Consider the following 24,068-nt stretch of genomic DNA (forward strand, 5'->3'; position numbering starts at 1 on the left):
GCTGGCTCCGCAAAGTGGAAGGCAAAACCAGCGCCGCTACCAATTTTGGCGTGGAGCTCAGGTATGCCAGCGCTTCCGAAGCCCAGCACAACGGCAATATCGGCGAAATGCTTTGGCTGAAAGACGGTGCCTGGAACGGCTACAGGCTCAAATATGACGGGGTCAACCGGCTAACTGAGGCCCTTAATACAGATGCGGCAAACGGCATCTGGGAGAAAGTGACCGAGTATGACAAGAACGGTAACCTGAAGAAACTGCAGCGCGGCAAGGCCGGCGAAACCTGGGACAACCTCGAATACCTCCTCTCTGACAACCGCCTCACTTCCATTAACGACGCCGGCAATGCCAATGGTGTTAAAAATGGCTCCTCGGCTTACGCGTACGACGACGGAGGAAACCTTACTTCCGACGGGAACAAAGGGGCAACGATTGCTTATAACCGCCTCAACCTCCCGCGCAGCGTCAGTATAGGCGGCAAGACCCTGGGCTATTCCTACGACGGAAACGGTACCAAGCTTCGCATGGCCAACGGCGCTGTCAATACCAAATATGCCGGGCTGTTTGAATACGATGAAAGCAACTATCTCACCCGCATCACTACCGAAGAAGGGCAGATCGCCGTCACCGGAAACGGCAATACCTACACTCCCAATTATTACCTCAAAGATCATTTGGGCAACGTACGTGCTGTAATCAACAAAGAAGGTACTATCTTGCAGGAAACCGAGTATTTTCCTTTCGGGTTGGCGGTGCCCAGAACGGGGACGGATGCGGTCAATAAGTACCAGTACAACGGGAAGGAGAAGCAGCCGGAAACGGGGTATCTGGATTATGGGGCGAGGATGTATGATCCGAGTATAGCACGTTGGATGGTTGTTGACCCGCTGGCAGAATTAATGCCGTCATGGTCGCCGTACAATTACACGTTCAACAACCCTATTAAATATATAGATCGGGATGGTACGATTCCGGATATTGTTATCCAGGGGGCAAATAATTCGAGTGTTACGGTTACAACCGACCTCGTAAATCTGACCGTAAATGCCAGTTCGCTGGGTGTTGATTTTGGGGGGAACTACACGCTTGGAGGGCGGGATGTTCTTCAGGCCGCAGTAGACATCGGAGGTGTGTTTGATCCTACTCCCACCTTGGACATTATAGGAGCTACTATGTCTGCCGAAAGTGGCGATTACTGGGGCGCAGGGGCTAGTGTTTTGGGGGCGGCTGTCCCTGTTATAGGCGATGTGGCTAAAACAGGGAAAATAGTTAAAGGTGTGGAGACTATTACCGAGGCGATAAAGACAGCTGACAATGCGAAGGCTCTTTTAAAACAAGGTAGAGCGGGGAAACCAGAGAGATTAGCTGAACTTGCAACGGATACAAAACTAGGAAAGGCAGACAAGGGTTGGATCAAATCCGAGATGAATCAGATTGAGAGGGGGAACCGAAAAACGATAAGAAATCCCCCCGGAAAAGATCTGGCACATGAAAGAGGCAGAGAAGCTGCTAAAGGTTACTCCTATAAAAATAGCCATTTGCAGGATAGGGATTTGCATAGAAGGCAACATAAATATGACGATAAAGGGAGAAAAAATAGAGAGAGACCTTTAGATTAAGACTAGCTAGGATTATGAATATCAAAGAGATAGAAAGTGTTTCGAAGTTAGCACCACTTGACAGATATCGGTACTTTATTAAAAAAGTGGCTGATTATGAAGAGCTATGGACAATTGTAGATGAAAATGGAGATTATGCTCTGTCTGATATTGATGATGGAGTTTTAATATCCTTTTGGTCTGCAAAAGAATTCATTTATTCCAATCTTGATCAAGGGTGGGCTAATTGCGAGCCACTAAAGTTAACATTAGATGATTTAGAAGAAACTGTTTTTGATCTAATAGCTTCAGAGAGCTATTTAATAAATGTTTTTCCTGTCAACGGAAAATCGGGCTTTGTTGTAAATCTGGACGAATTTGCAAGAGACCTAAGTGACGAATTGAAAAAATATTAGCAAAAACAGGATTAACTGTATGCGTCCGATAAACCCATATTTCATCAGATCCTTATAGTTCGTAATCTTGTTTCATGAAAACTGAAGCAGAAAAAATGCGTGAACTGTATGATCAGTGGCAGACGCAAGGGATAAGCAAACAGGCTTTTTGCAATCGGAATGGTATGGGATACCATAAATTCAATTACTGGGTTAAAAAATTCCGCGGCAAGAATGTGGCGAGGATGTCACCGACCCATGGGTTCAGTCAGATACCAGTTCGGCAACCGGAGTTACTTGGTCAAGACCAACAGGCGTTGGCAGCAATCACTTTCCCATCTGGCGCACGTATAGAGCTATTCGGATCACTCGACGCTTCATTTATCAAGAAGCTCATTCTTTAATATGCTGGCTTTATCTCACAGCTGCCGGTACTTTTTGTACCGGAGTCCTACGGACATGCGGTATGGTATTTACAGTTTAGCCGGTCTGGTACGCAATGAACTGGGCTTCGATCCGTCAAGCGGCGATGTATTTGTTTTTCTGGGCAAACGGCTTAATCAAATACGCCTGTTACAATGGGATCGGGACGGCTTTGCGATGTATGTCAAAAAGCTTGAACAGGGCACTTTTGAATGGCCAAAGTCAGACAATACAGCCATCACCAGCCATCAGTTAACACTTCTTTTACAGGGTGTAATGCTGGATTCGGTTCGCCTTAGAAAACGTTATCAGCAGATAAAACATGCAGCAAAATAGTTGCGAAACACGTTCAATAAAGTGCCTTTAAAGCTTGTTTGAGCCCATTTTGTATCGTATCTTCGGGTTATGGAAGATACAGCGACGGACTATAAATTGCTCTATGAACAGGCAATTGCTGAACATAAAAAGTCGCTGGAATTGATCTCCGAGAAAGATGAACAGATCCAGACCCTGAACTTTGAGCTTGATAAATACAAGCGGTATATATTTGGTAAAAAGAACGAAAAGCTGGCCAGTGTACACACCGATGCAAACCAGATTGATCTCTTCGAACTGGGAACAGATAAACACCAGCAAGAAGAACTATCTCAGCAGGCCGCTGACGTTGTAAAGGAAAAAACTCCTGCCAGAAAACGTGAAAAGGGCACTGGGAGAATGCTGCTCCCTGAGAACTTACGCCGTCAGATCATCATCATTGAACCTACCGAAGACGTTACCGGCTGCACTATAATCGGAGAAGAGGTCACTGAGGTGTTAGACCTTATTCCTGCTGAGTTTTTTGTGAAGCGTTATATCCGTTACAAATATGCCCGTGCCAATGGTGAGGGCATCATAACCGCATCTCTCCCAGACCGTGTAATTGATAAGGGCATTGCTTCCGAAGCAGTTATTGCCCAAATGGTTGTTGATAAATATGTTTTTGGTCTTCCACTTCACCGGCAAATTGATAAGTATCGACGGTTAGGAGTAAATATTCCTGCATCCACCGCCTCTGACTGGATCATGAAAGGATGGCAGCATCTAACTCCGCTGTGGGAGCTTTTAAACCGATTGGTTCTCAATCAGAAATATTTACAAGCCGACGAATCCCCGTTAAAAGTGCTTGACAGAGATCATAAAAATGGTATCCATCAAGGTTTCATGTGGATATATAATGCCCCCTGTGACAAACTGATGCTGTTTGACTATCGGAAGGGCCGCGATCAAAGTGGGCCCAAGCAGATGCTGGAAGGGTACGCTGGTATACTCCAGGTTGATGGGTACGCCGTCTACCAAAAGCTCTTTGGTAACCATCCAGATATCCTGCTGGTCTACTGCATGGCTCATGCCCGCCGCAAATTCGTTGACGCTCTTAAATATGATAAAGAAAGATCGACTTATGTGCTTGAACGCATGCAGATACTCTACGCTCTCGAACAACAAATGCGGGATCAGCAACTGGATTGGGAAGAGAAAACAAAATTAAGACAGGAACAGTCAGTTCCGGTTCTTTTGGAATTAAAGGAGTGGATGACACAACAGCTCCCACTCATAATCCCCAAAAGTCCGCTCGGTCAAGCCATAGCTTACAGCTTACCACGATGGGAGGGACTGAGTGCCTATGCACTTCACGGGCAAATTGAGATTGATAATAACTTAGCCGAAAATGCCATCAGGCCATTGGCTATCGGACGAAAGGCATTTTTGTTCGCTGGCTCTCACCAGGCAGCCGAGATGACAGCCGCGATGTACTCCTTTATGGCTACGTGCAAGAAAAACGGGGTTGACGAGCAGGAGTGGCTCAAAGACGTCTTCGAAAGGATCCAGTCACACAAGCAAAAAGATCTTTATCAACTGCTCCCAAATAACTGGATCAAGTTCAGGAATCAGAACGGTTAACTTACCTGCCAGAATGACAAACTACACAATACGCGTTCGGCGGATGCATACGGTAATCAACGGACGAGGTAAGCGAAACGATGCTAAAACACTAGACGGTCTATATCAGAATTTTAACAAAATTGGTGCCGTTTCGCTTTTAAAAGCTATCAATTATTTGAGTGGAAAGCCCATCGATAGTATCAAACCTGCCTACCAGTTCTAACCGCACAACAGAATAGGGTGAATTAAAGGGGGCGAAGAAAGCAAAAAAACACTTTCAAACCACTTCTTCAAATCCCGGGGTTTAATTACGCTACCTTTGGCGTTCTCCGACGAAGCCACAAACTGTATTATAAAAATCTATGAACGAGACTTCCACTTTTACCGGTGTAGACCACCCGGCAGTTGCGGCAGATGATGTAGACCTGCTGGCAAACTGGTATTGTGAGGTAATCGGCTATGAGAAATGGCACCACGATCCCAAACCGGTCTGGATGCTCAAGGCCCCGGATGGGTCGCTTCTGGAAATTATGCCGAAAGATGACACCCTGCGCCCGGTCAGGACCACCTGGACGCCGGGCTGGTCGCATATTGCTTTCAGGGTAACAGATCTTGAAAAAGCCATCAGCTACCTGGATTCGAAAGGTGTTAGGTGGGCCGGCGAAATAATTCCTGCTATAGGAGGCGGCAGGGTGCGGACCTGCTATGACCCGGAAGGAAATCTGATCCAGGTTCTGCAGCGGGAGGGTTAAAAAATATTGACCGAAGAACCGAAACATAAAAAAATAAAGCGCTCCGTGCCACCCTTTCCGGCAAAAAACCGGTGGATGTCACGAAGCACTCTACCTTGTCTTTAGTTAAGTCAGTCAGGTATGAAGGTAAATTCCGGAAGGCCGTACAGTTCATTTTGAACATTGGTAACCGTACCGGGAAAAGTTGCCGTTGATGCGCCGATATAGCAGGCGCTATGCACCAGAACGCTTCCTTGCGTAAAAGGCATAAAGCCGGTAGAAGTGGCATTACGGGCAAACAGGTACCGCTTGTTTGTTCCGGCCGACTGGCTATTGATGCTGACGACGTACCGCTTGTTCACGGCAAGCTCCAACGATTCCACCCCATCCAAAACCAACTGGTCGGGGGCAGTTTGTTCGATGCTTTTCTGCCGCAACAATTGTTTGGTTTCAAAATCCCAGATAATCACCCGGTAAATGCCCGGGTCCGGCATTTTACTTCCCAGCTGCGTGATTTTGCCGGCCTTCGAAACGCTGAATACAACGCCTAGTTCCCATGGCCCGGACGTACGGGGGGCCAGAGTAATCCCATTCTCCGCTGTCAGGAAAGTGGAGATGGCATTCTCCGAAGGACTGGCTTTGTCTTTTTCTTTACAACTGGTGACGCTCAGAACAAGCCCGGTCAGGACCATTGTCAGAATATTTTTCATGATAAAACGGAGTTTGAATTTTTGGTTGTGCTCCTTAGTCGCCAATTGGCACGCCGGGGAAACATAAAATCTCCGTTTTTTTTCAACAACCGCTACCCGATGACCAAAATCACCTTTTCTACCAACGGTAATTTTTCATGATCGCTTGCTATCCGATCCTTTCATGCCTACTTTTGTTGACTTTCAAAAAGGTGCTCAAATAACCTGGCCTGTATCGTGCGATCCCGCCTGATGTCATATTTCTTTTTTACGCTTATGCTTATTAAAGTATGCATCATGCCGCTCATTTACCTCGACTTCGAGCTGCGCCACGACTACATTGTCAAAAATTTCTGTATCAACAAAAACCGGCCGCAATTGAATTGCGACGGGAAATGTTACCTTGCCAAGAGAATCGCCGCCGCTAAAGAAAAAGAAGAGCGTGAGGCCGAACGAAATTTTGTTTATCAGTTGTGCGAAACAATTGCCGAACCGATCAGGCCTGTTTTTGCTTTTGGCAAATGCGACACGGCCGAAACGCAGGTAACAGTTTCTTTTGACTATCTTCCCAACCTTAACGGGCGCATCCTTACCTCGGGTGTCTTTCATCCCCCGCTCGTGGCTTAATCAACTTTTTTCTGAGCCTGTTGAAGGCTGTAGCTGCATAATTGCACCCATTCTTCGACTTATTCAGTCTCTACCATTGACAACCACATGTTTGACGCCGCTCCGACCGGAGGGTCATCCCGACCGCAGTGGAGGGATCTCCCGCTCCCATCACTAAATTTATTTCAACGGGCTTTCTAGTACCAACAGGAGATCCTTCGACTCCGCTGCGCTCAGGATGACCCGCAGGCCTATCTGCTGGGACTTGTGCGCGTATCGTACAGCAACCCGTTCACCATCTAACTCGCTTAATAAAATGTTCAGAATATATCGCCTTCCGGCACAATTGGCTTTGCTGCTTACCATTGCTCTTTTTACCGCGTCCTGCCAGGACAACGCTCCCACTCCAGGCGGGAAAATCCGCGTCGAATTCGACAATGTAGTGGGCGAAAAAAACCTTGTTCTCAACGGTGTCACCTATCAAAACCAGTCGGGAGAAGATTTTGTTGTCACCAAACTCAATTACTACATTTCAAATATCAAATTTATCCGGACCGATGGTACCATCTACACCGTCCCCCAGGACTCTTCCTATTTTCTGATCCGGGAAGAGACACGATCCTCGCAATTTGCAATGATCCGCAATGTTCCGCTCGGCGAATATGACCACATAGAATTCATGGTCGGAGTCGACAGCCTTCGGAATACAATGCCGCTTTCCAGGCGAAAAGGAGCACTGGACCCGGGCGGTGTAGAGGGACATGACGGCATGTACTGGAACTGGAATTCCGGCTATATCTTCATGAAGCTCGAAGGAACCTCACCGCACGGAAACCCGGTAAACGACAAATTCTACTACCATATCGGGCTTTTCGGAGGCTATGACGAAAAGACGGTCAACAATACGAGGGTGGTAAGACTCAAATTCGGCGACGATAAGGTAGTCGTCACCGAGGAAAAAACGCCGGAAGTGCACTTGATGGCAGATGTGCAGAAATTTTTCGACGGCCCCGGCACCCAGCTCAGCATTGCAAACAACTGGAGTGTAATGGGCGCCCAGCAGACACTTTCGGCCATGATTGCCAATAACTACCAGCAGATGTTCCGATACGATCACACCCACTAAATTCAGCCAATGGTTTTCACAACGAGGTATAGGTTGAAATGGATGTCGCTGGCCTGGCTGGTGACGGTGGCCGGGGTAATTTCCTGCGGGAAAGACCCCGGCACGGAAACACCCGAGCCAAAATCTCCCACCCCCTACAACTGGATCAAGCCGGCTCATTTCCCTGAGCCGGTATACGATTTCAGCGAGAATCCGCTAACCCAGGAAGGCGTGAAGCTGGGCATGTTCCTCTTTTACGACGGCATTATGTCCCGCACCAACGTAGTCGGATGTGGTACCTGTCACCAGCAACAGGCCGCATTCACCCACCACGGGCATGAGCTCAGTCACGGTGTCGACGACCTGATCGGGATTCGCAATAGTCCCGCAGTTCAGAACGTGGCCTGGAGCACTTCCTTCTTCTGGGATGGCGGTGTTCCGCATCTCGACCTTGTGCCGCTGAACCCCATCGGCAACCCGGTAGAGCTGGATGAGTCGGTACCGACCATTATATCCAAGCTGAATGCGGGGCCAAGGCCCGGCGCCAAGATGCCGATTGACTATCCGAAAATGTTCCAGGAGGCGTTCGGCTCCAGGGAGATCAATACCGAACGCATGATGAAAGCCTTGTCCCAATTCATGCTGACGATGGTATCGGCGACTTCCAAATACGACTTCTACCTGATGGGAGACCAGGCTGCGCTGAGCGCCACTGAAAAAGAAGGCCTTCAATTGTTCCGGAAAAACTGCACCGGTTGTCATGCCGGCGTTTTACAAACGGATCAATCCTTCCGGAACAACGGTCTGTATCCTGCCAGAATTGACGACAAAGGCCGCTTCGACATTACCGGGAAGGAAGAAGACCGGTATAAGTTTAAGGTACCCAGCCTTCGGAACATCGGCGTGACGGCTCCCTACATGCACGACGGGCGCTACCATTCGCTCGAGGAAGTGCTTCAGCACTATAACGACTCTGTCGGGCTGCTCGCCAATTCAGGCCTGGACGCCGCAAAAACACTGGACCCCTTACTGGCGGATACCAAGCGGCCGGGAATTCCCCTCAGCAATGAGGAACAAAAAGCCATTATTGCCTTCCTGCATACGCTCACAGACGAAGTCTTCCTGAAGAATCCGAAACTGGCTGATCCGGGAATAGGAAATGCGTTGTAGCTGTGAGGTTTGAGGTATTAGGTGTTAGGCTTACTCCGGTTGCAGTATACCTCATACCTCACAGCTCATACCTCGTTTAAAACACTTAATCATGAAAACATCATTCCCTTTCATACTAACTGCGCTGCTATTGGTCGCAGTTATTCCCGGCAAAGCCTGCGACGTCTGCGGCTGTGCCAACAGCGGTTCTTATTTCGGGCTCATGCCGCAGTCGCACAAATCCATTGTGGGGGTGCGGTACAATTACCTGCATTTCGAGACGCACCCCGGCAATAAGCTCCTTTTTACCAAGGAAACCTTCCATGTAGCAGAAGCGTTTGCCCGGTTTTTTCCCTTGAAAAGGGTACAGGTAATGGCTTTCGTCCCCTACAGGTTCGACCAGCAGGTGACCTCGGCCATTACGAAAAAGAATTCGGGCCTCGGCGATATCTCGGCCCTGGCCAGCTATAATATCTTCAATTCGCTCATGGACGGGAGCAGTTCCTCAGGCCTTACCCATTCACTTATGTTGGGGGGCGGAATCAAGCTGCCTACCGGCAGGTTCCGCTTCAACGAAGACGACCCCCTGCAAGTGGCCAACGCGAATTTTCAACTGGGTACCGGAAGTGTCGACTTCATCGCGAACGCATTTTACAACCTGAACTGGGAAAAGTGGGGCTTGTCTGCTAACGTGTCGCGGAAATTCAACACAAAAAATGCCGAAAACTACCGCTTCGGCGACCAGGTATACGGAACCGCAGAGCTCTTCAGGTCCATTGAGACCGGCTTTGGCAGCCTGGTACCCAGCATAGGCGTGTATGCGGAGCATATGGGCTACGGCTCGAAAGACGGTGTTAAGCTCGACATGACCGGCGGCTCTCTCATCAACGGTACTGCAGGCCTGAATTGGTTTACAGAAAAATGGACGCTGGGTATAAACGCGCAACTGCCCATTGCGCAGAACAGCGCCTCCGGACATGTGTACCTCAGGGACCGCTTCCAGGTACAACTGGGTTTCCTGTTCTGAAATCAGCGCGGAAAAGCCGTTGATTCCCGGATCATGGCTTTTCCTTTTAAACGTTTTCTGAATTCGAAAGGTGTCAGGCCGTGGTGCCTCCGGAAAGTCTGTATAAAATGCGATACGTTTTCGAATCCGCTTGAATAGCAAACCTGTGTAACCGACTCATTACTGTTTACCAGCAAATTCCCGGCATAATCCATTCTTAACGCCAGGGTGTATTGCGTCAGCGTTTTGCCCGTCTGGGATTTGAAATAGCGGCAGAACGCGGCTTCGTTCATATTGGCCAGACCGGCGATTTCTTTTAACCTCACACGGCCGTTCAGGTTTTCGAGCAGGTAAGCCACTACCTTGCCCAGCCTTTTGTCCTTTTTTTTGTCAGGAACATTTGTTGCAATCGCCTCCGGCGAAATAATTTCAACGGCATCCGAAATGGCTATCTCCTGTAATATGCCCAACAGCACCAGCATTTGCCGGAAATCATCAAGGGCTTCCATCGACAACATCTGGCGCGCTACCGAAGCACGCAGTGGTTCCAGCAGCTTTATCCCTCCCTGCGCCCGCTCCATGAGCGCCCGGATATGGTACAGCTCAGGCAATCCCAGGAAGTCTCTCCCGGCGAAGGTTTCACGGAAACGCACAATGATCGCCTCGGAGGTGAGACGGCCTTCACCCGTATAGTAGGCTTGATCGCTCTTCCAAAAATGCGGCAGATTCCGCCCCAGCAAGACAATTTCTCCCGCATCAAAACGCCCCGCATGCTGACCGATAAAGCGGGTTCCCGTACCCGATACCAAAAAATTGAGTTCAAGCTCCGGGTGAAAATGCCAGGGGTTGGCAAAATAAGGCACAATTTCATGGCGCAAATCAAAGGACCGCTCCTCGCTCACCGGGACATTCAAAAGATTCGGGTGCCTGATTTTATTCATCTTAAGCGGTGCGTTGTTTATCAGTTTGCGATATTCATCGCCTATAAATATCAATTTGCAAAAATTACAACATTTATTGCAAATAATACATTAGAATAATCAAATTTTAAAGCCGTTTTTTGCCATACCAACCATATTTAACCTGATGCTTAACAGAATTTTATCAACTGCACTTTGCTGTACGCTGGCTGTCTCTTTCGCCTGCGCCCAGTCTGTCAACAAGCTGACCCGGGCAGAAAAAAAAGAGGGCTGGCAGCTTCTCTTTGACGGGAAAACATCGAAAGGCTGGCGCGGAGCCTTCAGCAAGGAGTTTCCGAAACACGGCTGGGTAGTCGAAAACGGTACGCTTACCGGCAAGCTTCAGGGCGGGGGCGAATCGGCGAGGGCCGGAGATATCATTACCGAAAAAAAGTACAAAGATTTTGAACTGGTTTTCGACTGGAAGCTCGATAGCGGCGGAAATTCAGGCGTCAAATATTTTATTCTGGAACCGGCGGTAAAGCCTGAAAAAAACGCCTCCCTGATCGGATACGAGTACCAGCTCATCGACGATGCCCACTACATCTACCAGGGCAAACCTTTGGGACCGAAATTCAAAACCGCATCTATTTATGAAGTCGTCGCCGCCGACAAACCTGACGTAAAGGTCGGCGGTTGGCATACTTCCAGGATCAGGGTAAAAAATAACCTGATTGAACATTGGCTCGATGGAAAGAAAGTGCTGGAAGTCGACCGGAAAAGCGATCGCTTCATCAAGGGCGTAGCAGACGGGAAGTTTCGTGATCACCCGGGATTCGCAACCATCCGGGAAGGACACATCCTCCTCCAGGATCACGGGCACGGTGTTTCATTTCGTAACGTTAAAATAAGGGAGTAGGTGTGAGGTATGAGGTGTGAGGCGGGGCGACCCTCACGACTCACACCTTACGACTCACAGCTCACGACTCACACCTCACCCCTAATACCCAAATGAAAAGAAGAGACTTTATTGAAAAATCGGCAGGTGCTTTAGGTTTGCTGGGATTTCCCGCAATTGTGCCGGCCTCGGTTTTTGGCAAAAATGCCCCTTCCAACCGGATCACCGTGGGGATGATCGGCACCGGCCGGCAGGGGATCAGCAATAACCTCCAGGGCGCTGACCTTAAAACCATTGGTGCCCGGATTCCCGGGTTACTCGAACTTCCCGACGTTCAAATTGTCGCGGTCTGCGACACCGACTCCTGGCGAATGGAAAAAGCGCGTGAAGTAGTGGACCTTCATTACGGTAAAAAAAGCGCGGCGGGGAAACACAAAGGATGTTCAACGCATCGTGATTTCCGCGAAATCCTCGCTAATAAAGGTATTGACGCAGTCATGATCTCCACTCCCGACCACTGGCACGTTCCCATGGCCATTATGGCCGCAAGAGCCGGCAAACATATCGCTTGCGAAAAACCGCTCAGCATGAGCGTTCACCAGGGGCGGGACCTGGTAAACGAGCTAAAAAAACATCCTGTTGTCAACCGGACCGACAGCGAGTTCCGTTCGGTGCGGCCCCAGAATCACCCGGTAGAGTTGGTGCGCAACGGGAAAATAGGAAAACTCCTGAAGGTAGAAGTTACTTTCCCGGCAGATCCGGACCCGGTAGCCGCGCAGCCCGACATGCAGATTCCCGAAAACCTGGACTACGATATGTGGCTCGGCCCGGCAATTGACGTACCCTATACTGAAAAACGCGTTCACGCCCGGAGTGACCTGGCAACCCGGCCCCACTGGATGCGCGTAGACACTTATGCCCAGGGTATGATTGCCAACTGGGGGACACATTATTTCGACATGGCACAATGGGCTAATAATACGGAGTATTCCGGTCCCGTCGAAGTCGAAGGGACCGGCGAATTCCCGAAAAGCCTCTGGAATACGATGATCAATTTCAAGGTGCGCTACCGCTACCAGAACGGCGTCGAGCTCACTTGTGAACAGCGCACCGACAGCAAACCCTCCATCCGATACATAGGTTCGGAAGGGTGGATATTCGTCGACGGATTTCCCGGTATTGTTACAGCGAGCAATCCCGCGCTTCTTCAACTGAAACCCGGCAACGGAGAACTGGACTTGTCCGCAACTCTGTGGGACAAGCCCGATTTTATTGACGCTATAAAAACCGGCAGAAAAACGCTCGAACCACTGGAGGTGGGACACAGAACGGTGTCTATCTCGCAGATAGGCCTTATTGCCTGCCAGACGGGTCAAAAATTGCAATGGGATCCGCAGAAAGAGATTTTCATCGGGAACAATGCAGCGAATGCATTTCTGGCTGCGCCCATTCCACGGAAACAATGGTCGTTGTAAAACTCCTGTCGCTATGAAGTCAGCCCTGGCCGCCCTTATGTTTTGTGCTTTGTTTTCGGTACCCGCAACTGCGCAAAACAACTTTTTCTTCCCGTTGCATAACATTATCCGGGGCGACTCGGTCTACAACACCTTCGATAAACAGGTCGAACTGATAAAAACGACCGGTTATGACGGAATCGAAATTAACCAGGTAGACAGTTTTAAAGGAATGAAAGAGGCGCTCGACAAGCACAAGTTCGCCGGCGCTTTTTTCTACGTGAAGGTTAAACTGGAAGAGCCTTATTTTGACGAAAAACTGGAAGACTGCATCAGGCAACTGAAAGGGAGCAAGACTATTATTTCGCCATTTATCGTAAGCGAATCCAAACAATACGCCCCATCGTCGCGGGATGCCGACGAACTGGCGGCACGGCTCATCGGGCAGGTTGCCGACTGGGCGGAGGAATCGGGCCTGGAGGTAGCCATTTACCCCCACATCTATTACTATGTTGAACGAGCCAACCATGCGGCTGACCTGGCCCGGAAGATCAACCGGAAGAATGTAGGCGTCACTTTCAACCTCTGCCACTGGCTGGCAACCACCACCGAAACCGAGCGGGCTAACCTCAGAACCGACCTGAGCAATATGCGCCCTTATCTGAAAATGATCACGATTTGCGGGGCAAATGACACCATTTCGCAGAAAAAAAACATTTGGAACGACTACATTCTCCCGCTTGGAAGCGGGACCTTTGACACCTACGGCCTCGTCAGCTATGTCCTGAAAGACCTCAAATTCCGGGGGCCCGTCGGTGTACAGTGTTTTAATATCGCGGGCGACAAACCGGCGCTTGTCAGGAATACGATGACCGTCTGGAAATCCTATCAGAAAAAACTGAAAGCGGAGTGAGGGGTGGGGAGTGAGGGGTGAGGGGTGAGGTATGAGGTATGAGGGGTGAGGGGCTTTATTCTATGATGGCTCACGCCTCAAGGCTAACGCCTCACACCTCACAGCTATTGATCTATTATTTCACATAAAATTTATTCTAAAAAGTCATGCTATTCACGCAGGAACACCTGGAAGCCTACCACCGCGACGGGTATGTGATCGTACGTCAGTTTTTCTCAAAAGAAGAGGTTGATCTTCTGTACCGGCTGGCCGTCGAAGACGATCTTTTAGCGAAGAAAAGCTACGACCGTACCGATGCGTCGGGGCTCAAGACCAAGTTGGCGCTTTGGTATACACTTGATGACAGCCTATACAGTAAATTTGCCCGTTCGGCACGCATTATTCAGGCGACCCGGCAAATACTTGGCGGCCCTGTTGCGCACTACCACTCCAAACTGATGCAGAAAGAGCCCAGGAGCGGGGGCGCATGGGAGTGGCACCAGGATTATGGCTACTGGTACAAAAATAACGGCTTCCTGTTTCCCGATATGCTAAGCGTGATTACCAGCCTCACACCGGCAACCAAAGAGAACGGCTGCCTCCAGATGATACGGGGATCGCATAAAATGGGGCGTGTGGAACACGGATTCTCAGGCGAACAGGTAGGCGCAGATATGGAAAAGGTGAATGAAGCGCTGAAAATAATGCCGCTGGACTATGTCGAAATGGAAGCAGGGGACACTGCATTCTTCCATTGCAATACGCTGCATGCCTCGGCCGCCAACCTCTCCGAGCATCCGAGATGGTCAATTATTACCGCGTACAACCTGGCCAGCAATAAACCTTACAAGGACGTTCATGAGAGCAGCTACACGCCGATACAACCGTTTGAAGGCGATCTTTTAAAGGAGGAAGTCCTTTCCATATCGGAAACGGCGGATTTCCTGGTCAAAAAACCCAACTAGGAAGAAACTGCAAAGACCGGGAACGGAAATGATTCCGGTTTTTGCGCTATTCCTGGCGATCTTTACCTGCGGCGGCTAAAAACAAAGCGCCCGCTACGCCGGACAATAACGAGGCCACCAATACCGAAAATTTGGCGCCTGACTCCAGGTCGTGAGCCCCTTTGAACGACAGCATAGCGATAAAAATAGACATTGTAAAGCCTATTCCCGCCAGGATACCTACCCCAAAAAGTTGCTTCCAGCTGCCATTCTCTGGGAGGCTGCAAACGTTCAGCTTCACCGCGAACCAGGTAGCAGCCGTAATGCCCGCCGGCTTACCGACGGCCAGCCCAAACAGGATACCCATCCCCAGCGGCGTTGCAAGTTGTTCGGCCATTCCCTCCTCAAAGGCGATATTGGTGTTGCACAAAGCAAAAAGGGGCATGATCAAAAAGTTCACTGGATTAATCAGCAAATGCTCCAGTTTCTCAAGGGGAGAGCCGCCTTTCTTTACTTTAACCGGGATAGCAAGCGCGGTCATTACACCGGCTATAGTGGCATGAATACCGGAGTGATGTACAAAATACCACATAAGCATACCCGGGATCACATAGACCATTACATTACTAATCTGCAGCCGGTTAAACAGCAAAAGCAGTCCCATTACCCCGCCGGCGTACAACAAGTAGTCGACGTGTATTTCGGACGAATAAAACAGGGCGATCACCAAAATAGCCATCAGGTCATCGGCGATGGCCAACGCCGCCAGGAAAATCTTCAGCGAAGGCGGTACCCGCTTACCCAGCATGGTAATAACCGCCAGCGCGAAGGCGATGTCGGTTGCCATGGGAATTCCCCAGCCTCCGGCCGTAGGTGTTCCGGCATTAAAACCCATATAGATCAAAGCGGGTGCCAGCACGCCGCCCAGCGCAGCGATGATCGGCAATGCTGCCTTTGCGGGAGTGGAGAGCTGCCCGCTTACCAGCTCACGCTTGATTTCAAGCCCGACCAACAGGAAAAACACCGCCATCAGCCCGTCATTCACCCACAAAAGAAGCGAGTACCGCAAATGCACACTACCGAAGTCACGGCCGAGCTCAGAAGCAAGCAGGGATTCAAATGACGGCCCCATCGGGGAGTTGGCAATCGCCATTGAAAACATTACACAAGACAGCAGAAGTATACCACTGGTTGACCCGGAATTTACGAATTCTCTTAATCTGTTGGAAGCGAACCATTTTGCCATGCCGGCAAAAATACCATACACGCGTTAGCCTGCAAAGTTTCCGCCGGAGAAAAACGATTTTCAATAGTGATCTTTTCCTAACAATTCCAGGTATACGTTTTTCAAATGCCGGCCCGGCATAATCTGGCAAGCGAGGCGGCTTTGTGGGGATACGCCGGAAATAAGGTCCAGCGTATCCAGCTCCTGGAGGGTCGGCTCGGGCAAATTGTCGATCCCTTCGATGACCCGGCAATGACAATCTGCACATAAACCCATTCCACCGCAGGTAGCCCGCATTTTATAATCGTGGGATTTCAGGATCTCCATAAGATTGTATTCCGCATCCCGTTCAATTTCAATGGAACGCTCTTCTCCGCTGCGATCTCTGACCCGCAGCAAAACCGGTTCAAAATCCTGTGACGCCATAGACGGTTGTATATTTAAAGGTTCTCTTTTTGTCAGGGTAGACGATGTGGAACGCACTTTGAGCCATCAACGCCGCTTCGTGAAACCCGCAAAGAATCAGCTTCAGCTTTCCCGGGTACGAGTTGATATCGCCGATGGCGAATATCCCCGGCACATTGGTGGAATAGTCAAAAGTATTGACTTCGATGGCGGCATTGTGCAGTTGAAGCCCCCAGTCCGCTATGGGACCCAGTTTCGGTGTGAGACCGAAAAGCGGGATAAAATAATCGGCTTTGATAGCCGTTTTGCTCCCGTCATTGCGTTCCAGGAATACCCCTTCCAGGTAGTCTTCGCCGAGGAGCCCGGTTACGTTGGATTGAAGCAACAGGTCAATTTTTCCCTCATTCGCCAGCGCAAAAACCTTATCTACCGTATCCGGAGCGCCACGAAACGACTCCGACCGGTGAACAAGCGTTACCCTTTCCGCCTTGTCGGCGAGAAACACGGTCCAGTCGAGCGCAGAATCACCACCACCGGCAATAACCACGTGCTTGTCCCGGTAAACCGCCGTATTTTTTACAAAATAATGAACACCGCGCCCCTCGAACCGTTCCAGGTTCTTCAGTTCGGGCTTTCGCGGCTCAAAGCAGCCGAGCCCACCGGCAATGACAATAACCCTGGCTTCCACAACAGATTGACCGTTGGTTCTGATCAGAAACTCTCCCGTTTCCAGCTTAATGACCTCCTCCACCTTTTCTCCAAGTGTAAAAGTGGGTTGAAAAGGCGCAATCTGTTCCTTCAGGTTTTCTACCAGCTCCTGCGCGTTAATGGTCGGAAATCCCGGTATATCGTAAATAGGCTTTTGCGGGTAAATCTCGGACAACTGCCCGCCTGCCTGGGGCAGCACATCAATCAGGTGGCAGCGCATTTTAAGCAACCCGGCTTCAAATACAGCAAATAAACCTACCGGGCCCGCCCCGATGATACAAATATCAGTGGTGATTTTAGCTTCCATTTTCTATTTCGTTTTGATGCGAAATTCGTTGGGAAAACGGTGCGCAACAAGCGAAAAAAGGTTATATCGCATAACCTCAGGTTATGGAAAGCTTCAAAATCGATTACAATAAGTGGGGCAAGGGGCTGGTTATCCTGTCACGGAAATTACCGGTCCAGGGGAATGACCTGCTCGATAAGCCTGCTGCCGGGCTTCGAAATCACAACGGATTTCGCCGTGAGGGTGATCCGCCGCCATTCATTGGGATTTCGCGCAAAGGCTGCCGTCTGTACCTGGAACAGTCTTTTTTGGGACCCCAGCCAGCTGGTATGATTACGGTGCTCATGGCCTGAAAGGACCAGCTTTACAGTCGGGCTTTGAACCAGGGTTTCCAAAAGTTCCGACGGAGATTTATCGTCGGCGACCGGAATGTGCATGAAAACGATTTCTATGTCCTTCTCCGAAATCGCCAATTGTTCTCTCAGCCAGTCCAGCTGGATCCGGTCAAGGTAGGGAGCTCTCGCCGATGCATCCGAATTATGGCCGTTATCAAGAAAAATAAGGCGATAATCCGTTCCGCCAACTGTCAAAGCCTGACTATAGTAAGTACCATTGCGAAAAGAATGTGCAGACCTGATCCAGGCAGCACGCGTCATCCCGGCGTTCTTTTGAGACGACGTCATCTGGTCATTTTTCCAGCCATACGCCGCAATGTCATGATTACCCATATTCAGAAAAACCGGCAGTGGGTACTGGTCGATCAGGCGGCAGAACCTCTCCAACTGAAAAGAGCGCATTCCGCTGTTTTCAGTTGAAGCTTCACAAAAGTCGACCAGGTCACCGGTAATCGACACAAACCGGATATCCCTTGTAAAAACAATTGAATCCAGGAGATTTTTTAACGGTACAATGCCGTTTCCGTAGTGCTTACGCTTTGATATCACGCCCGGGTGGTAATCCTCGAGGTCAAAAATCAAATGCGTATCGGTAACATGCAGGAAAGACAAGCTGTCTGATTGTGCCCGGACCCCGCCCGCTGAAACCAGAATGATCAAAAAAACGACTGCAACATTTGTAAAAAATATCCGGGAAAACGGGTTGAAATTCATCTGTATAAAAAGGTTTGAGCCGCAGCGGCGGACCGCTTTGAGCGGTGAGGGGTGAGCTATTTATTCATCAGCCGTTTGTGTGCCGCTTGTAGCTAATACCTCAAAGCTCATGGCTATTTCATTTTTGGAAGATAGTTCAGGTGGGTATTTTTTCTCCGCAATCACTTTTGCGGCTTCAACTCAAGTGACTCGACAACTTTTCCCTGCTGGTCCAGGACTTCGATTAACAGCCGCTGCTCATTGGCTTTTGCCCGCAGCATATTGTTATTTGAATTAACCATCACCGGGAATCGGCTGCCGCCGGCGGGCGCCGCCTTTACATGGCGGTGCAGGTGGCCGCTCAGCATCACTTGCGCACCTGCCTGGTTCAATAGCGGCACAAATTTTTCTGCTATTTCTTTCTCGCCATGCCAACCTCCGAACGGCGGCATGTGGCAAACCACCACTTTGTACGGCGCGCTTTTGTACTCCGGGCTTTGTAAGGCTTCTTTCAACCACTCCGCTTCCTCGGAACGGTAGTAGTCCATATTCACAATACCCGAATACTCGATATCCGAATCCGGTTTATCTTCTCCGCAGTCAAGAACTACAAAACAGATCGGGCCCCGGCGTACCAGGTAATAAAGCTTGCCGGTACTCGAGGGAAAATAATGGGGAAACGGGCTGGCGTACTGCCCCCGGGTCTCATGGTTCCCGCGGGCATAATACATCGGAACTTCAGAGGCGAACACTTTTGTGCCGGTATCCATAAAGTCTGTAAACATCTGGTCTTCCGTACGCAGGTCATTCGCCATGTCGCCATTGAAAAAGACAAGATCGGTCTTTTTGAAGTCCAGGTTCCCCAGTAATTTTTCCATCACTTCATTCCGACCGTGAATATCGTTGATCACCCCGAAGGTAACCTCTTTCTGTGCAGGGTCGCTTGTGACAAACCGAAGCGGTTTTCGCTGATAAACCTGCGTAGCAGCAACCCGGCCATACCGTACACTGGCCCCTACGTGGCTCGTTACTTCCTGCGAAAAGACCCGGTAGCGATAGGCAGTTCCCGGCCTCAAACCACGCAAGGTCACTTTATGTATTTTTGAAATATTTTTGAAGCCGTTGTCACTTGCAAAGAATTTAGGGCGCTCGGACTGATAGAAATGCGTACTGTCGTCAGGCGCCAATTCAACCCAGCCCGTAGCCAGCGAATCGGTAGTCCAGACAATTGTCACGCCGGTATCGTGCAATGCCTGCAGGTAAGGTCCATGGGTAATCTTAAAATTCCCCTGTGCATAACCTGCGCCCGCTGTCAGCAGCGCCAGTGCCAGGGCCAACCCATACCTGAAACGGTTCCCCTTTTTACGAAAGCTGGATTTATTCATGTTTTGTCATTTTAAACCTTGTACGCTGTCATCCGTATGGAACTGGTCCCCGACCCACCGTTAACCGGTAGCCGGGGACCAATACTCAAATTTATACCAATACCCGGGATTTGAATCAAAAAGCCGTTTTTGCCCGCCTTATACCGGTCAGTATGGAACTACTACAATTTCACCCAACGGGCTTTGTAAATTTTCAGGCCTGGAATGACGAATTTCCGCTCGGGATGAAGCGTTTTAACGGAAAAAGTCCACCATGACTCTTCGGGCTGCGTGTAGAGAATCTGCCCTTCCCGGTTCCGGCCTATGCTTTTGATGTCTGGTTTATCAGGGAAATCCGGCATTTTCCCGAACTTCTCCTTTTTCAGGTCAAAGGTCCATACACCGGTATGTTCGGTGATGTAGAGCTGTTTGCCGTCGGCAGTCAGAAAGAGGTCGTGCCCGCTTTGACCTTCGATCTTCCATTCCTTTGTTTTGGTAAGCCTGACAATTCCTCTAGCATCCGATTCTACGGTATAAGCACGCAAAACATCCAATCCCAGCGCGTAAAGAAGCTTCTTCTTCGCATGCCACACCACACCATGGCCGGAGTACAGCGAATCCTGCGCAAGGGGCTGATCCGAGACAGCCGGGTTGAAAATAGCGACTTTATTTCCCTGGGGATGTGTGGAACCTGCTACAGCGATCAATCCTCCGGGTAAAAACTCGATGGAATGTGCATTTCCTACTTCGGTAAAAAATACCACCTTCATCTCCGGATAATGCAGCAACGCCACCCCGCCTGAAGAAGAAGACACGAGCAGTTGTTTGCCGTCGGGAGAAACTTTGCAATCGTCCATCGATCTGAACTTTCGCGTGCGGAATATCTCCGGAAGGTCAGCGTCCCTGGAAGCGTCCCATTCGCGCCTGATCGCCGGGATAGAATCTTTTGAACTCAGATAATCGACGACCAACAGTTTGCTGTCACCGCAAACCAGGAAATCTTTTTGCGCCTGTACCGCCAAATCCCCGGCCAGGACGAGGGCAACCGCCCCTAAAACTCCTTGTAAAAATTTCATATGGGTGAAAGATTTGAGCTGTGAGGTGTTAGCCGGGCGGCTCGCTTGCGCACCGCCAAAGCCCAACCCCTCACAGCTCACCGCTATTTTTAAAATTTAGGATCAACAATTTCCCATTCCCGGATGGTTGCCGGCCGGTGCTCCTTCCTGACAATACCATCCAGCCTCTCAATGATTGAAGGGTGCTGTGCTGCGATATTCCGGGTTTCTTTCGGATCGCTTTCCAGGTCGTACAACTCCCAGGCGCCGTTCCGGTTGGCTTTAACATCCGTCTTGACGGCCTTGTACCGCTCAAAGCGAATCGCCAGTTGTCCGCCTTTTTCGGGGAACTCGAAATACAGGTAATCCCTTGATGCGGGTACGCCTTTGCCGGTCATTTCGGGCAGAAGCGAAATTCCGTCATTGACGGGCGCTTTTACTCCTGCCAGGTCGCACAGGGTTGCAAACATATCAAATTGAGCCGACGGCCTTTCAGAAACACTTCCCGGCTTTATTTTACCGGGCCAACGCACCAGGAAAGGCACCCTGATCCCGCCTTCATATACTTCCATTTTGCCCCCGCGCAATCCGCCGCTGCTATTGAAGAAGTCGCGGTCAACGCCCCCATTGAAGGTAGGGCCGTTATCGCTCGAAAAAAGAACAATGGTATTTTCATCAAGCCCCAGCTCCCTGAGCTGCGCCATGACTGCCCCTACCTGCTTATCGAGATAAGTAATCATGGCAGCGTAAGTCGATAAGGGGTATTTTGTGGCAACATATCCTTTGTCTGCCAGATAAGGTTTTTCGTCGAACTGGCCGGCATACTGCTGAATTTCAGCCTGGTGGATCTGCAACGAAACATGCGGGATGGTAAAAGGCAGGTAAAGGAAAAAAGGCTCATCCCGGTGCGCGTTGATAAATTGCTTGGCCTTCTCCCCCATTTTATCGATCGCATAGTCCTTTCCCGTGTAATAGTCAAAATCCTTGTCGGTGGGATCTGCCGGGAATTTCCTGTGAACTTCTATAAAGGAATTGTTGAGTGTATCCCATTTTTCATTTTCCCACAAATGTGTGGGAAAATAGTTATGTGCCTGCTTCTGGTCCAGGTAGCCGTAGAAATAGTCAAACCCCTGGCGGTTGGGATGCCCGGAAGAGCCTGCCATGCCCAGCCCCCATTTTCCAACGGCGCCGGTCTTATACCCCGCCTGCTGCAATACCTTTGCAATGGTAACCGTTCCTTCGGGCAATGGCATCTGGCCGCCTTCTTTGTCATCCTCAAACCGGCCGAGCTCGTAATTCCCCCTGATGAAAGAATGCCCGCCATGGCGGCCCGTCAACAGCATACAGCGCGCCGGTGCACAGACCGGCGTGCTCGTATAATGCTTGTTAAACTTCATCCCGGTAGCAGCAATCTGATCCAGGAACGGTGTTTTTATCTTCTTCTGCCCATATGGCCCCACTTCACCATAGCCTAAATCATCGGCATAGATATAAATGATATTGGGCTTGCGGGCCGCTTTCTTCTGGGCATGGGACTGGAAGGACATAGCCAGCGCAACCGCGAAGAAAACGGGGAGATAAAAAGCTTTAAAGACCAATCGCGAAAAAACTTTGCTGAAATTTTTCTTTTTCATACGCCATTCCTGGGTTTGCTACCAATAGAAATATTCGTTACCAATTCGGGTTATTAGGTTCAAGCGCAGGGTTTTCCTGGATTTCATAAACCGGCACCGGCCAGAGATAATCACGGTCTTTGTTGAACTTCCGGATCAGCTTCTGGGTGTAATCATGTTTAAAAATCGGGCCGTTCAGGACAATCTCCGCCGTTTTCCAGCGCAGAATATCCATGTAATAGTATCCTTCTCCCGCAAACTCGATCCTCCTTTCCTGGCGGATCGCGGCCCGCATCCCGGCCTGGTCACTCATGGCCACGAAATTGGCGGCATCTTTGGCATCGCTGTGCTGGATGGGCGGCATGGCGACGGTCGGCCTTGTCCTGACCGCATTAAGCGCCTCGTATACGCTCTCGTCTACCTGGTTCAGCTCGGTTTTCGCCTCCGCATACATCAACAGTACATCGGCATACCGAAGCACAATATAGTTGATATCGGACTGGCTATCGTTTTTGATAAGGTTATTGTAGATATTGTCCTCATCATAAATGCTGTACTTTTTGAAAGTAAAGCCTGTCTGGGCAAATGTCCGCTCGGTGACGGTGGTTCCCCGGAATTTCGAACCCGGCCAGACCAGGGTCATACCGAATCGCGGGTCCCTGTTTTCCCAATACTTTTTTGCATCATAGCGCGCAGATGCCTGAATAGTCTGGCCGTCATTCATTTGATAGGCGTCGACCAGGTCACGCAAAGGTGCGCTGGTATCGAACTGTCGGCGAATCAAATCGAAAGAATGGCAGTGGTTGGGAAAAAGATACTGGACATCGAAAATCACTTCGCTGTTGTTCTCATTTTCCGGCATAAAAAGGCCTCGGTAATTCGGGAAAAGCTTGTAACGCTTCATATCGATCACCTGTTTCGCCGCATCGGCCGCCTCCTGGAACTTGCCGTGATAGAGATATTGCCTCGCTTTCAACGCAATACAGGCTCCCTTGGTGGCACGTCCGACCTGCGTAGGGGTCTCCCCCAGGACAGCTGCAGCCTCATCAAGATCTTTGATAATCTGGTCAAAGATCTTTGCCTTCGGGTCTCTCGGGAGTGAATTATGTTCCTTTACCGGCGGGTCCAGGATCAGGGGGGCATCACCGTAGTAATTGATCAGCAGGCTGTAATAAAGTGCCCGCAGGAATTTTGCTTCGGCAATTCCAAGATTCTTTTTAGCAGCATCCATCGGTATGGCCTGCACTTTTGCCAGGTAGGTATTGCACCGGCCAATCCCTTCATAGGCATGAGCCCACCGGTTGTTGATGATGCCACTGTTTGACCCGTCGTGTATCCCTTCAGCAATCCTGAAAAACCCGGAAGCGCTGTTATAGTCGGTGGCATTAGGGGTAGCAGTTTCTTCCCAGAGCGGGGTGGCCCAGCTTCCACCGCCATAAATCCCGGGCTTTTTCAAGGTAGCATAAGCCGCCGTAAGGCCGGCGTTGGCCTGTGTCTCGGTTTTCCAGAAGGTATCCTCTGAATATTTGTATTCCGGTTCGGTTTCCAGTATACTGCTGCACCCGGACAGTACGAATGCAGAGAGAGCGGCAATGATATATTTTTTCATTTTCTATTA

The 24,068-nt window shown here is 49.9% G+C and carries 24 protein-coding genes; 14 read left to right on the forward strand and 10 right to left on the reverse strand.

Annotation, left to right across the window (positions count from 1 at the left end; genetic code table 11):
* The 6 genes from ABD852_RS05835 to ABD852_RS05860 all read left to right on the forward strand — a co-directional run.
* Positions 1-1,616: RHS repeat-associated core domain-containing protein (locus ABD852_RS05835; RefSeq protein ID WP_345027101.1), on the forward strand; the 1,616-nt coding region annotated here is incomplete at its 5' end.
* Between the two features lie 14 nt (positions 1,617-1,630).
* Positions 1,631-2,011 carry a DUF2750 domain-containing protein gene (locus ABD852_RS05840; RefSeq protein ID WP_345027102.1) on the forward strand — a complete coding sequence of 127 codons (381 nt, stop codon included), beginning with the start codon at positions 1,631-1,633 and terminating at the stop codon, positions 2,009-2,011.
* 74 nt (positions 2,012-2,085) lie between these two features.
* Entirely contained in the window at positions 2,086-2,394 is a 309-nt protein-coding gene (gene tnpA / locus ABD852_RS05845; RefSeq protein WP_345027103.1) for an IS66 family insertion sequence element accessory protein TnpA, read from the forward strand.
* Position 2,395: 1 nt separating this feature from the next.
* Positions 2,396-2,749, forward strand: coding sequence for an IS66 family insertion sequence element accessory protein TnpB (gene tnpB, locus ABD852_RS05850; protein ID WP_345027104.1), 354 nt, complete (start codon positions 2,396-2,398; stop codon positions 2,747-2,749).
* A gap of 69 nt (positions 2,750-2,818) precedes the next feature.
* Positions 2,819-4,351 (forward strand): IS66 family transposase, encoded by a 1,533-nt coding sequence (tnpC, locus tag ABD852_RS05855; RefSeq protein WP_345027105.1) that lies wholly within the window; start codon positions 2,819-2,821, stop codon positions 4,349-4,351.
* A 344-nt stretch (positions 4,352-4,695) separates the two neighbouring features.
* Entirely contained in the window at positions 4,696-5,085 is a 390-nt protein-coding gene (locus tag ABD852_RS05860) for a VOC family protein (RefSeq protein WP_345027106.1), read from the forward strand.
* Positions 5,086-5,195: 110 nt separating this feature from the next.
* Here ABD852_RS05860 and ABD852_RS05865 read toward each other — a convergent pair whose 3' ends face one another.
* Complete coding sequence (locus tag ABD852_RS05865; RefSeq protein ID WP_345027107.1) at positions 5,196-5,774, reverse strand: hypothetical protein; 579 nt, start codon at positions 5,772-5,774, stop codon at positions 5,196-5,198.
* 231 nt (positions 5,775-6,005) lie between these two features.
* On the opposite strand from ABD852_RS05865, the gene ABD852_RS05870 reads away from it, so the two are divergent.
* The 4 genes from ABD852_RS05870 to ABD852_RS05885 all read left to right on the forward strand — a co-directional run bounded on the left by ABD852_RS05870 (position 6,006) and on the right by ABD852_RS05885 (position 9,640).
* Positions 6,006-6,380 (forward strand): hypothetical protein, encoded by a 375-nt coding sequence (locus ABD852_RS05870; protein WP_345027108.1) that lies wholly within the window; start codon positions 6,006-6,008, stop codon positions 6,378-6,380.
* A gap of 295 nt (positions 6,381-6,675) precedes the next feature.
* Complete coding sequence (locus tag ABD852_RS05875; protein WP_345027109.1) at positions 6,676-7,485, forward strand: MbnP family protein; 810 nt, start codon at positions 6,676-6,678, stop codon at positions 7,483-7,485.
* A 9-nt stretch (positions 7,486-7,494) separates the two neighbouring features.
* Positions 7,495-8,634: a cytochrome-c peroxidase gene (locus tag ABD852_RS05880; protein WP_345027110.1), complete on the forward strand. Its 1,140-nt coding sequence runs from the start codon at positions 7,495-7,497 to the stop codon at positions 8,632-8,634.
* Positions 8,635-8,725: 91 nt separating this feature from the next.
* Positions 8,726-9,640 (forward strand): transporter, encoded by a 915-nt coding sequence (locus ABD852_RS05885; RefSeq protein ID WP_345027111.1) that lies wholly within the window; start codon positions 8,726-8,728, stop codon positions 9,638-9,640.
* Between the two features lie 2 nt (positions 9,641-9,642).
* Here the strand turns inward: ABD852_RS05885 and ABD852_RS05890 are convergent, their stop codons facing one another.
* On the reverse strand, positions 9,643-10,560 hold the full coding sequence (locus ABD852_RS05890; RefSeq protein ID WP_345027112.1) for a helix-turn-helix domain-containing protein: 918 nt from the start codon (positions 10,558-10,560) through the stop codon (positions 9,643-9,645).
* Between the two features lie 145 nt (positions 10,561-10,705).
* Between ABD852_RS05890 and ABD852_RS05895 the strand changes: the two genes are divergently transcribed.
* The 4 genes from ABD852_RS05895 (at position 10,706) to ABD852_RS05910 (ending at position 14,727) form a co-directional block, all read left to right on the forward strand.
* Positions 10,706-11,437 carry a 3-keto-disaccharide hydrolase gene (locus tag ABD852_RS05895; RefSeq protein WP_345027113.1) on the forward strand — a complete coding sequence of 244 codons (732 nt, stop codon included), beginning with the start codon at positions 10,706-10,708 and terminating at the stop codon, positions 11,435-11,437.
* 92 nt (positions 11,438-11,529) lie between these two features.
* Positions 11,530-12,891: a Gfo/Idh/MocA family protein gene (locus ABD852_RS05900; RefSeq protein WP_345027114.1), complete on the forward strand. Its 1,362-nt coding sequence runs from the start codon at positions 11,530-11,532 to the stop codon at positions 12,889-12,891.
* A gap of 13 nt (positions 12,892-12,904) precedes the next feature.
* The gene (locus tag ABD852_RS05905; protein WP_345027115.1) at positions 12,905-13,783 is read left to right on the forward strand and encodes a sugar phosphate isomerase/epimerase family protein; all 879 of its coding nucleotides are present in this window, start codon (positions 12,905-12,907) and stop codon (positions 13,781-13,783) included.
* A gap of 146 nt (positions 13,784-13,929) precedes the next feature.
* Positions 13,930-14,727 (forward strand): phytanoyl-CoA dioxygenase family protein, encoded by a 798-nt coding sequence (locus ABD852_RS05910; protein ID WP_345027116.1) that lies wholly within the window; start codon positions 13,930-13,932, stop codon positions 14,725-14,727.
* Positions 14,728-14,773: 46 nt separating this feature from the next.
* Here ABD852_RS05910 and nhaA read toward each other — a convergent pair whose 3' ends face one another.
* The 8 genes from nhaA to ABD852_RS05950 all read right to left on the reverse strand — a co-directional run bounded on the left by nhaA (position 14,774) and on the right by ABD852_RS05950 (position 24,059).
* On the reverse strand, positions 14,774-15,952 hold the full coding sequence (nhaA, locus tag ABD852_RS05915; protein ID WP_345027117.1) for a Na+/H+ antiporter NhaA: 1,179 nt from the start codon (positions 15,950-15,952) through the stop codon (positions 14,774-14,776).
* Positions 15,953-16,012: 60 nt separating this feature from the next.
* Positions 16,013-16,357 (reverse strand): 2Fe-2S iron-sulfur cluster-binding protein, encoded by a 345-nt coding sequence (locus ABD852_RS05920; protein ID WP_345027118.1) that lies wholly within the window; start codon positions 16,355-16,357, stop codon positions 16,013-16,015.
* The gene (locus tag ABD852_RS05925) at positions 16,338-17,351 is read right to left on the reverse strand and encodes an NAD(P)/FAD-dependent oxidoreductase (protein WP_345027119.1); all 1,014 of its coding nucleotides are present in this window, start codon (positions 17,349-17,351) and stop codon (positions 16,338-16,340) included. Before ABD852_RS05925 ends, ABD852_RS05920 begins: the two co-directional genes overlap by 20 nt.
* A gap of 146 nt (positions 17,352-17,497) precedes the next feature.
* Positions 17,498-18,439 carry a metallophosphoesterase family protein gene (locus ABD852_RS05930; protein ID WP_345027120.1) on the reverse strand — a complete coding sequence of 314 codons (942 nt, stop codon included), beginning with the start codon at positions 18,437-18,439 and terminating at the stop codon, positions 17,498-17,500.
* A gap of 161 nt (positions 18,440-18,600) precedes the next feature.
* Positions 18,601-19,803 carry a purple acid phosphatase family protein gene (locus tag ABD852_RS05935; protein WP_345027121.1) on the reverse strand — a complete coding sequence of 401 codons (1,203 nt, stop codon included), beginning with the start codon at positions 19,801-19,803 and terminating at the stop codon, positions 18,601-18,603.
* Positions 19,804-19,964: 161 nt separating this feature from the next.
* On the reverse strand, positions 19,965-20,858 hold the full coding sequence (locus ABD852_RS05940; RefSeq protein WP_345027122.1) for a DUF6528 family protein: 894 nt from the start codon (positions 20,856-20,858) through the stop codon (positions 19,965-19,967).
* A gap of 89 nt (positions 20,859-20,947) precedes the next feature.
* Positions 20,948-22,471 carry an arylsulfatase gene (locus ABD852_RS05945; RefSeq protein WP_345027125.1) on the reverse strand — a complete coding sequence of 508 codons (1,524 nt, stop codon included), beginning with the start codon at positions 22,469-22,471 and terminating at the stop codon, positions 20,948-20,950.
* Between the two features lie 37 nt (positions 22,472-22,508).
* Positions 22,509-24,059 (reverse strand): RagB/SusD family nutrient uptake outer membrane protein, encoded by a 1,551-nt coding sequence (locus ABD852_RS05950; protein ID WP_345027128.1) that lies wholly within the window; start codon positions 24,057-24,059, stop codon positions 22,509-22,511.
* Positions 24,060-24,068 lie beyond the last annotated feature (9 nt).

This window comes from Ravibacter arvi, assembly GCF_039540405.1.
In the GTDB taxonomy this organism is placed as follows: domain Bacteria; phylum Bacteroidota; class Bacteroidia; order Cytophagales; family Spirosomataceae; genus Ravibacter; species Ravibacter arvi.

What these genes read in the sequence shown, in the direction of transcription:
- ABD852_RS05840 (WP_345027102.1), top strand. Translation starts at nt 1,631, where the DNA reads ATGAATATCAAAGAGATAGAAAGTGTTTCGAAGTTAGCACCACTTGAC.
- tnpA (WP_345027103.1), top strand. Translation starts at nt 2,086, where the DNA reads ATGAAAACTGAAGCAGAAAAAATGCGTGAACTGTATGATCAGTGGCAG.
- tnpB (WP_345027104.1), top strand. Translation starts at nt 2,396, where the DNA reads ATGCTGGCTTTATCTCACAGCTGCCGGTACTTTTTGTACCGGAGTCCT.
- tnpC (WP_345027105.1), top strand. Translation starts at nt 2,819, where the DNA reads ATGGAAGATACAGCGACGGACTATAAATTGCTCTATGAACAGGCAATT.
- ABD852_RS05860 (WP_345027106.1), top strand. Translation starts at nt 4,696, where the DNA reads ATGAACGAGACTTCCACTTTTACCGGTGTAGACCACCCGGCAGTTGCG.
- ABD852_RS05865 (WP_345027107.1), bottom strand. Translation starts at nt 5,774, where the DNA reads ATGAAAAATATTCTGACAATGGTCCTGACCGGGCTTGTTCTGAGCGTC.
- ABD852_RS05870 (WP_345027108.1), top strand. Translation starts at nt 6,006, where the DNA reads ATGTCATATTTCTTTTTTACGCTTATGCTTATTAAAGTATGCATCATG.
- ABD852_RS05875 (WP_345027109.1), top strand. Translation starts at nt 6,676, where the DNA reads ATGTTCAGAATATATCGCCTTCCGGCACAATTGGCTTTGCTGCTTACC.
- ABD852_RS05880 (WP_345027110.1), top strand. Translation starts at nt 7,495, where the DNA reads ATGGTTTTCACAACGAGGTATAGGTTGAAATGGATGTCGCTGGCCTGG.
- ABD852_RS05885 (WP_345027111.1), top strand. Translation starts at nt 8,726, where the DNA reads ATGAAAACATCATTCCCTTTCATACTAACTGCGCTGCTATTGGTCGCA.
- ABD852_RS05890 (WP_345027112.1), bottom strand. Translation starts at nt 10,560, where the DNA reads ATGAATAAAATCAGGCACCCGAATCTTTTGAATGTCCCGGTGAGCGAG.
- ABD852_RS05895 (WP_345027113.1), top strand. Translation starts at nt 10,706, where the DNA reads ATGCTTAACAGAATTTTATCAACTGCACTTTGCTGTACGCTGGCTGTC.
- ABD852_RS05900 (WP_345027114.1), top strand. Translation starts at nt 11,530, where the DNA reads ATGAAAAGAAGAGACTTTATTGAAAAATCGGCAGGTGCTTTAGGTTTG.
- ABD852_RS05905 (WP_345027115.1), top strand. Translation starts at nt 12,905, where the DNA reads ATGAAGTCAGCCCTGGCCGCCCTTATGTTTTGTGCTTTGTTTTCGGTA.
- ABD852_RS05910 (WP_345027116.1), top strand. Translation starts at nt 13,930, where the DNA reads ATGCTATTCACGCAGGAACACCTGGAAGCCTACCACCGCGACGGGTAT.
- nhaA (WP_345027117.1), bottom strand. Translation starts at nt 15,952, where the DNA reads ATGGCAAAATGGTTCGCTTCCAACAGATTAAGAGAATTCGTAAATTCC.
- ABD852_RS05920 (WP_345027118.1), bottom strand. Translation starts at nt 16,357, where the DNA reads ATGGCGTCACAGGATTTTGAACCGGTTTTGCTGCGGGTCAGAGATCGC.
- ABD852_RS05925 (WP_345027119.1), bottom strand. Translation starts at nt 17,351, where the DNA reads ATGGAAGCTAAAATCACCACTGATATTTGTATCATCGGGGCGGGCCCG.
- ABD852_RS05930 (WP_345027120.1), bottom strand. Translation starts at nt 18,439, where the DNA reads ATGAATTTCAACCCGTTTTCCCGGATATTTTTTACAAATGTTGCAGTC.
- ABD852_RS05935 (WP_345027121.1), bottom strand. Translation starts at nt 19,803, where the DNA reads ATGAATAAATCCAGCTTTCGTAAAAAGGGGAACCGTTTCAGGTATGGG.
- ABD852_RS05940 (WP_345027122.1), bottom strand. Translation starts at nt 20,858, where the DNA reads ATGAAATTTTTACAAGGAGTTTTAGGGGCGGTTGCCCTCGTCCTGGCC.
- ABD852_RS05945 (WP_345027125.1), bottom strand. Translation starts at nt 22,471, where the DNA reads ATGAAAAAGAAAAATTTCAGCAAAGTTTTTTCGCGATTGGTCTTTAAA.
- ABD852_RS05950 (WP_345027128.1), bottom strand. Translation starts at nt 24,059, where the DNA reads ATGAAAAAATATATCATTGCCGCTCTCTCTGCATTCGTACTGTCCGGG.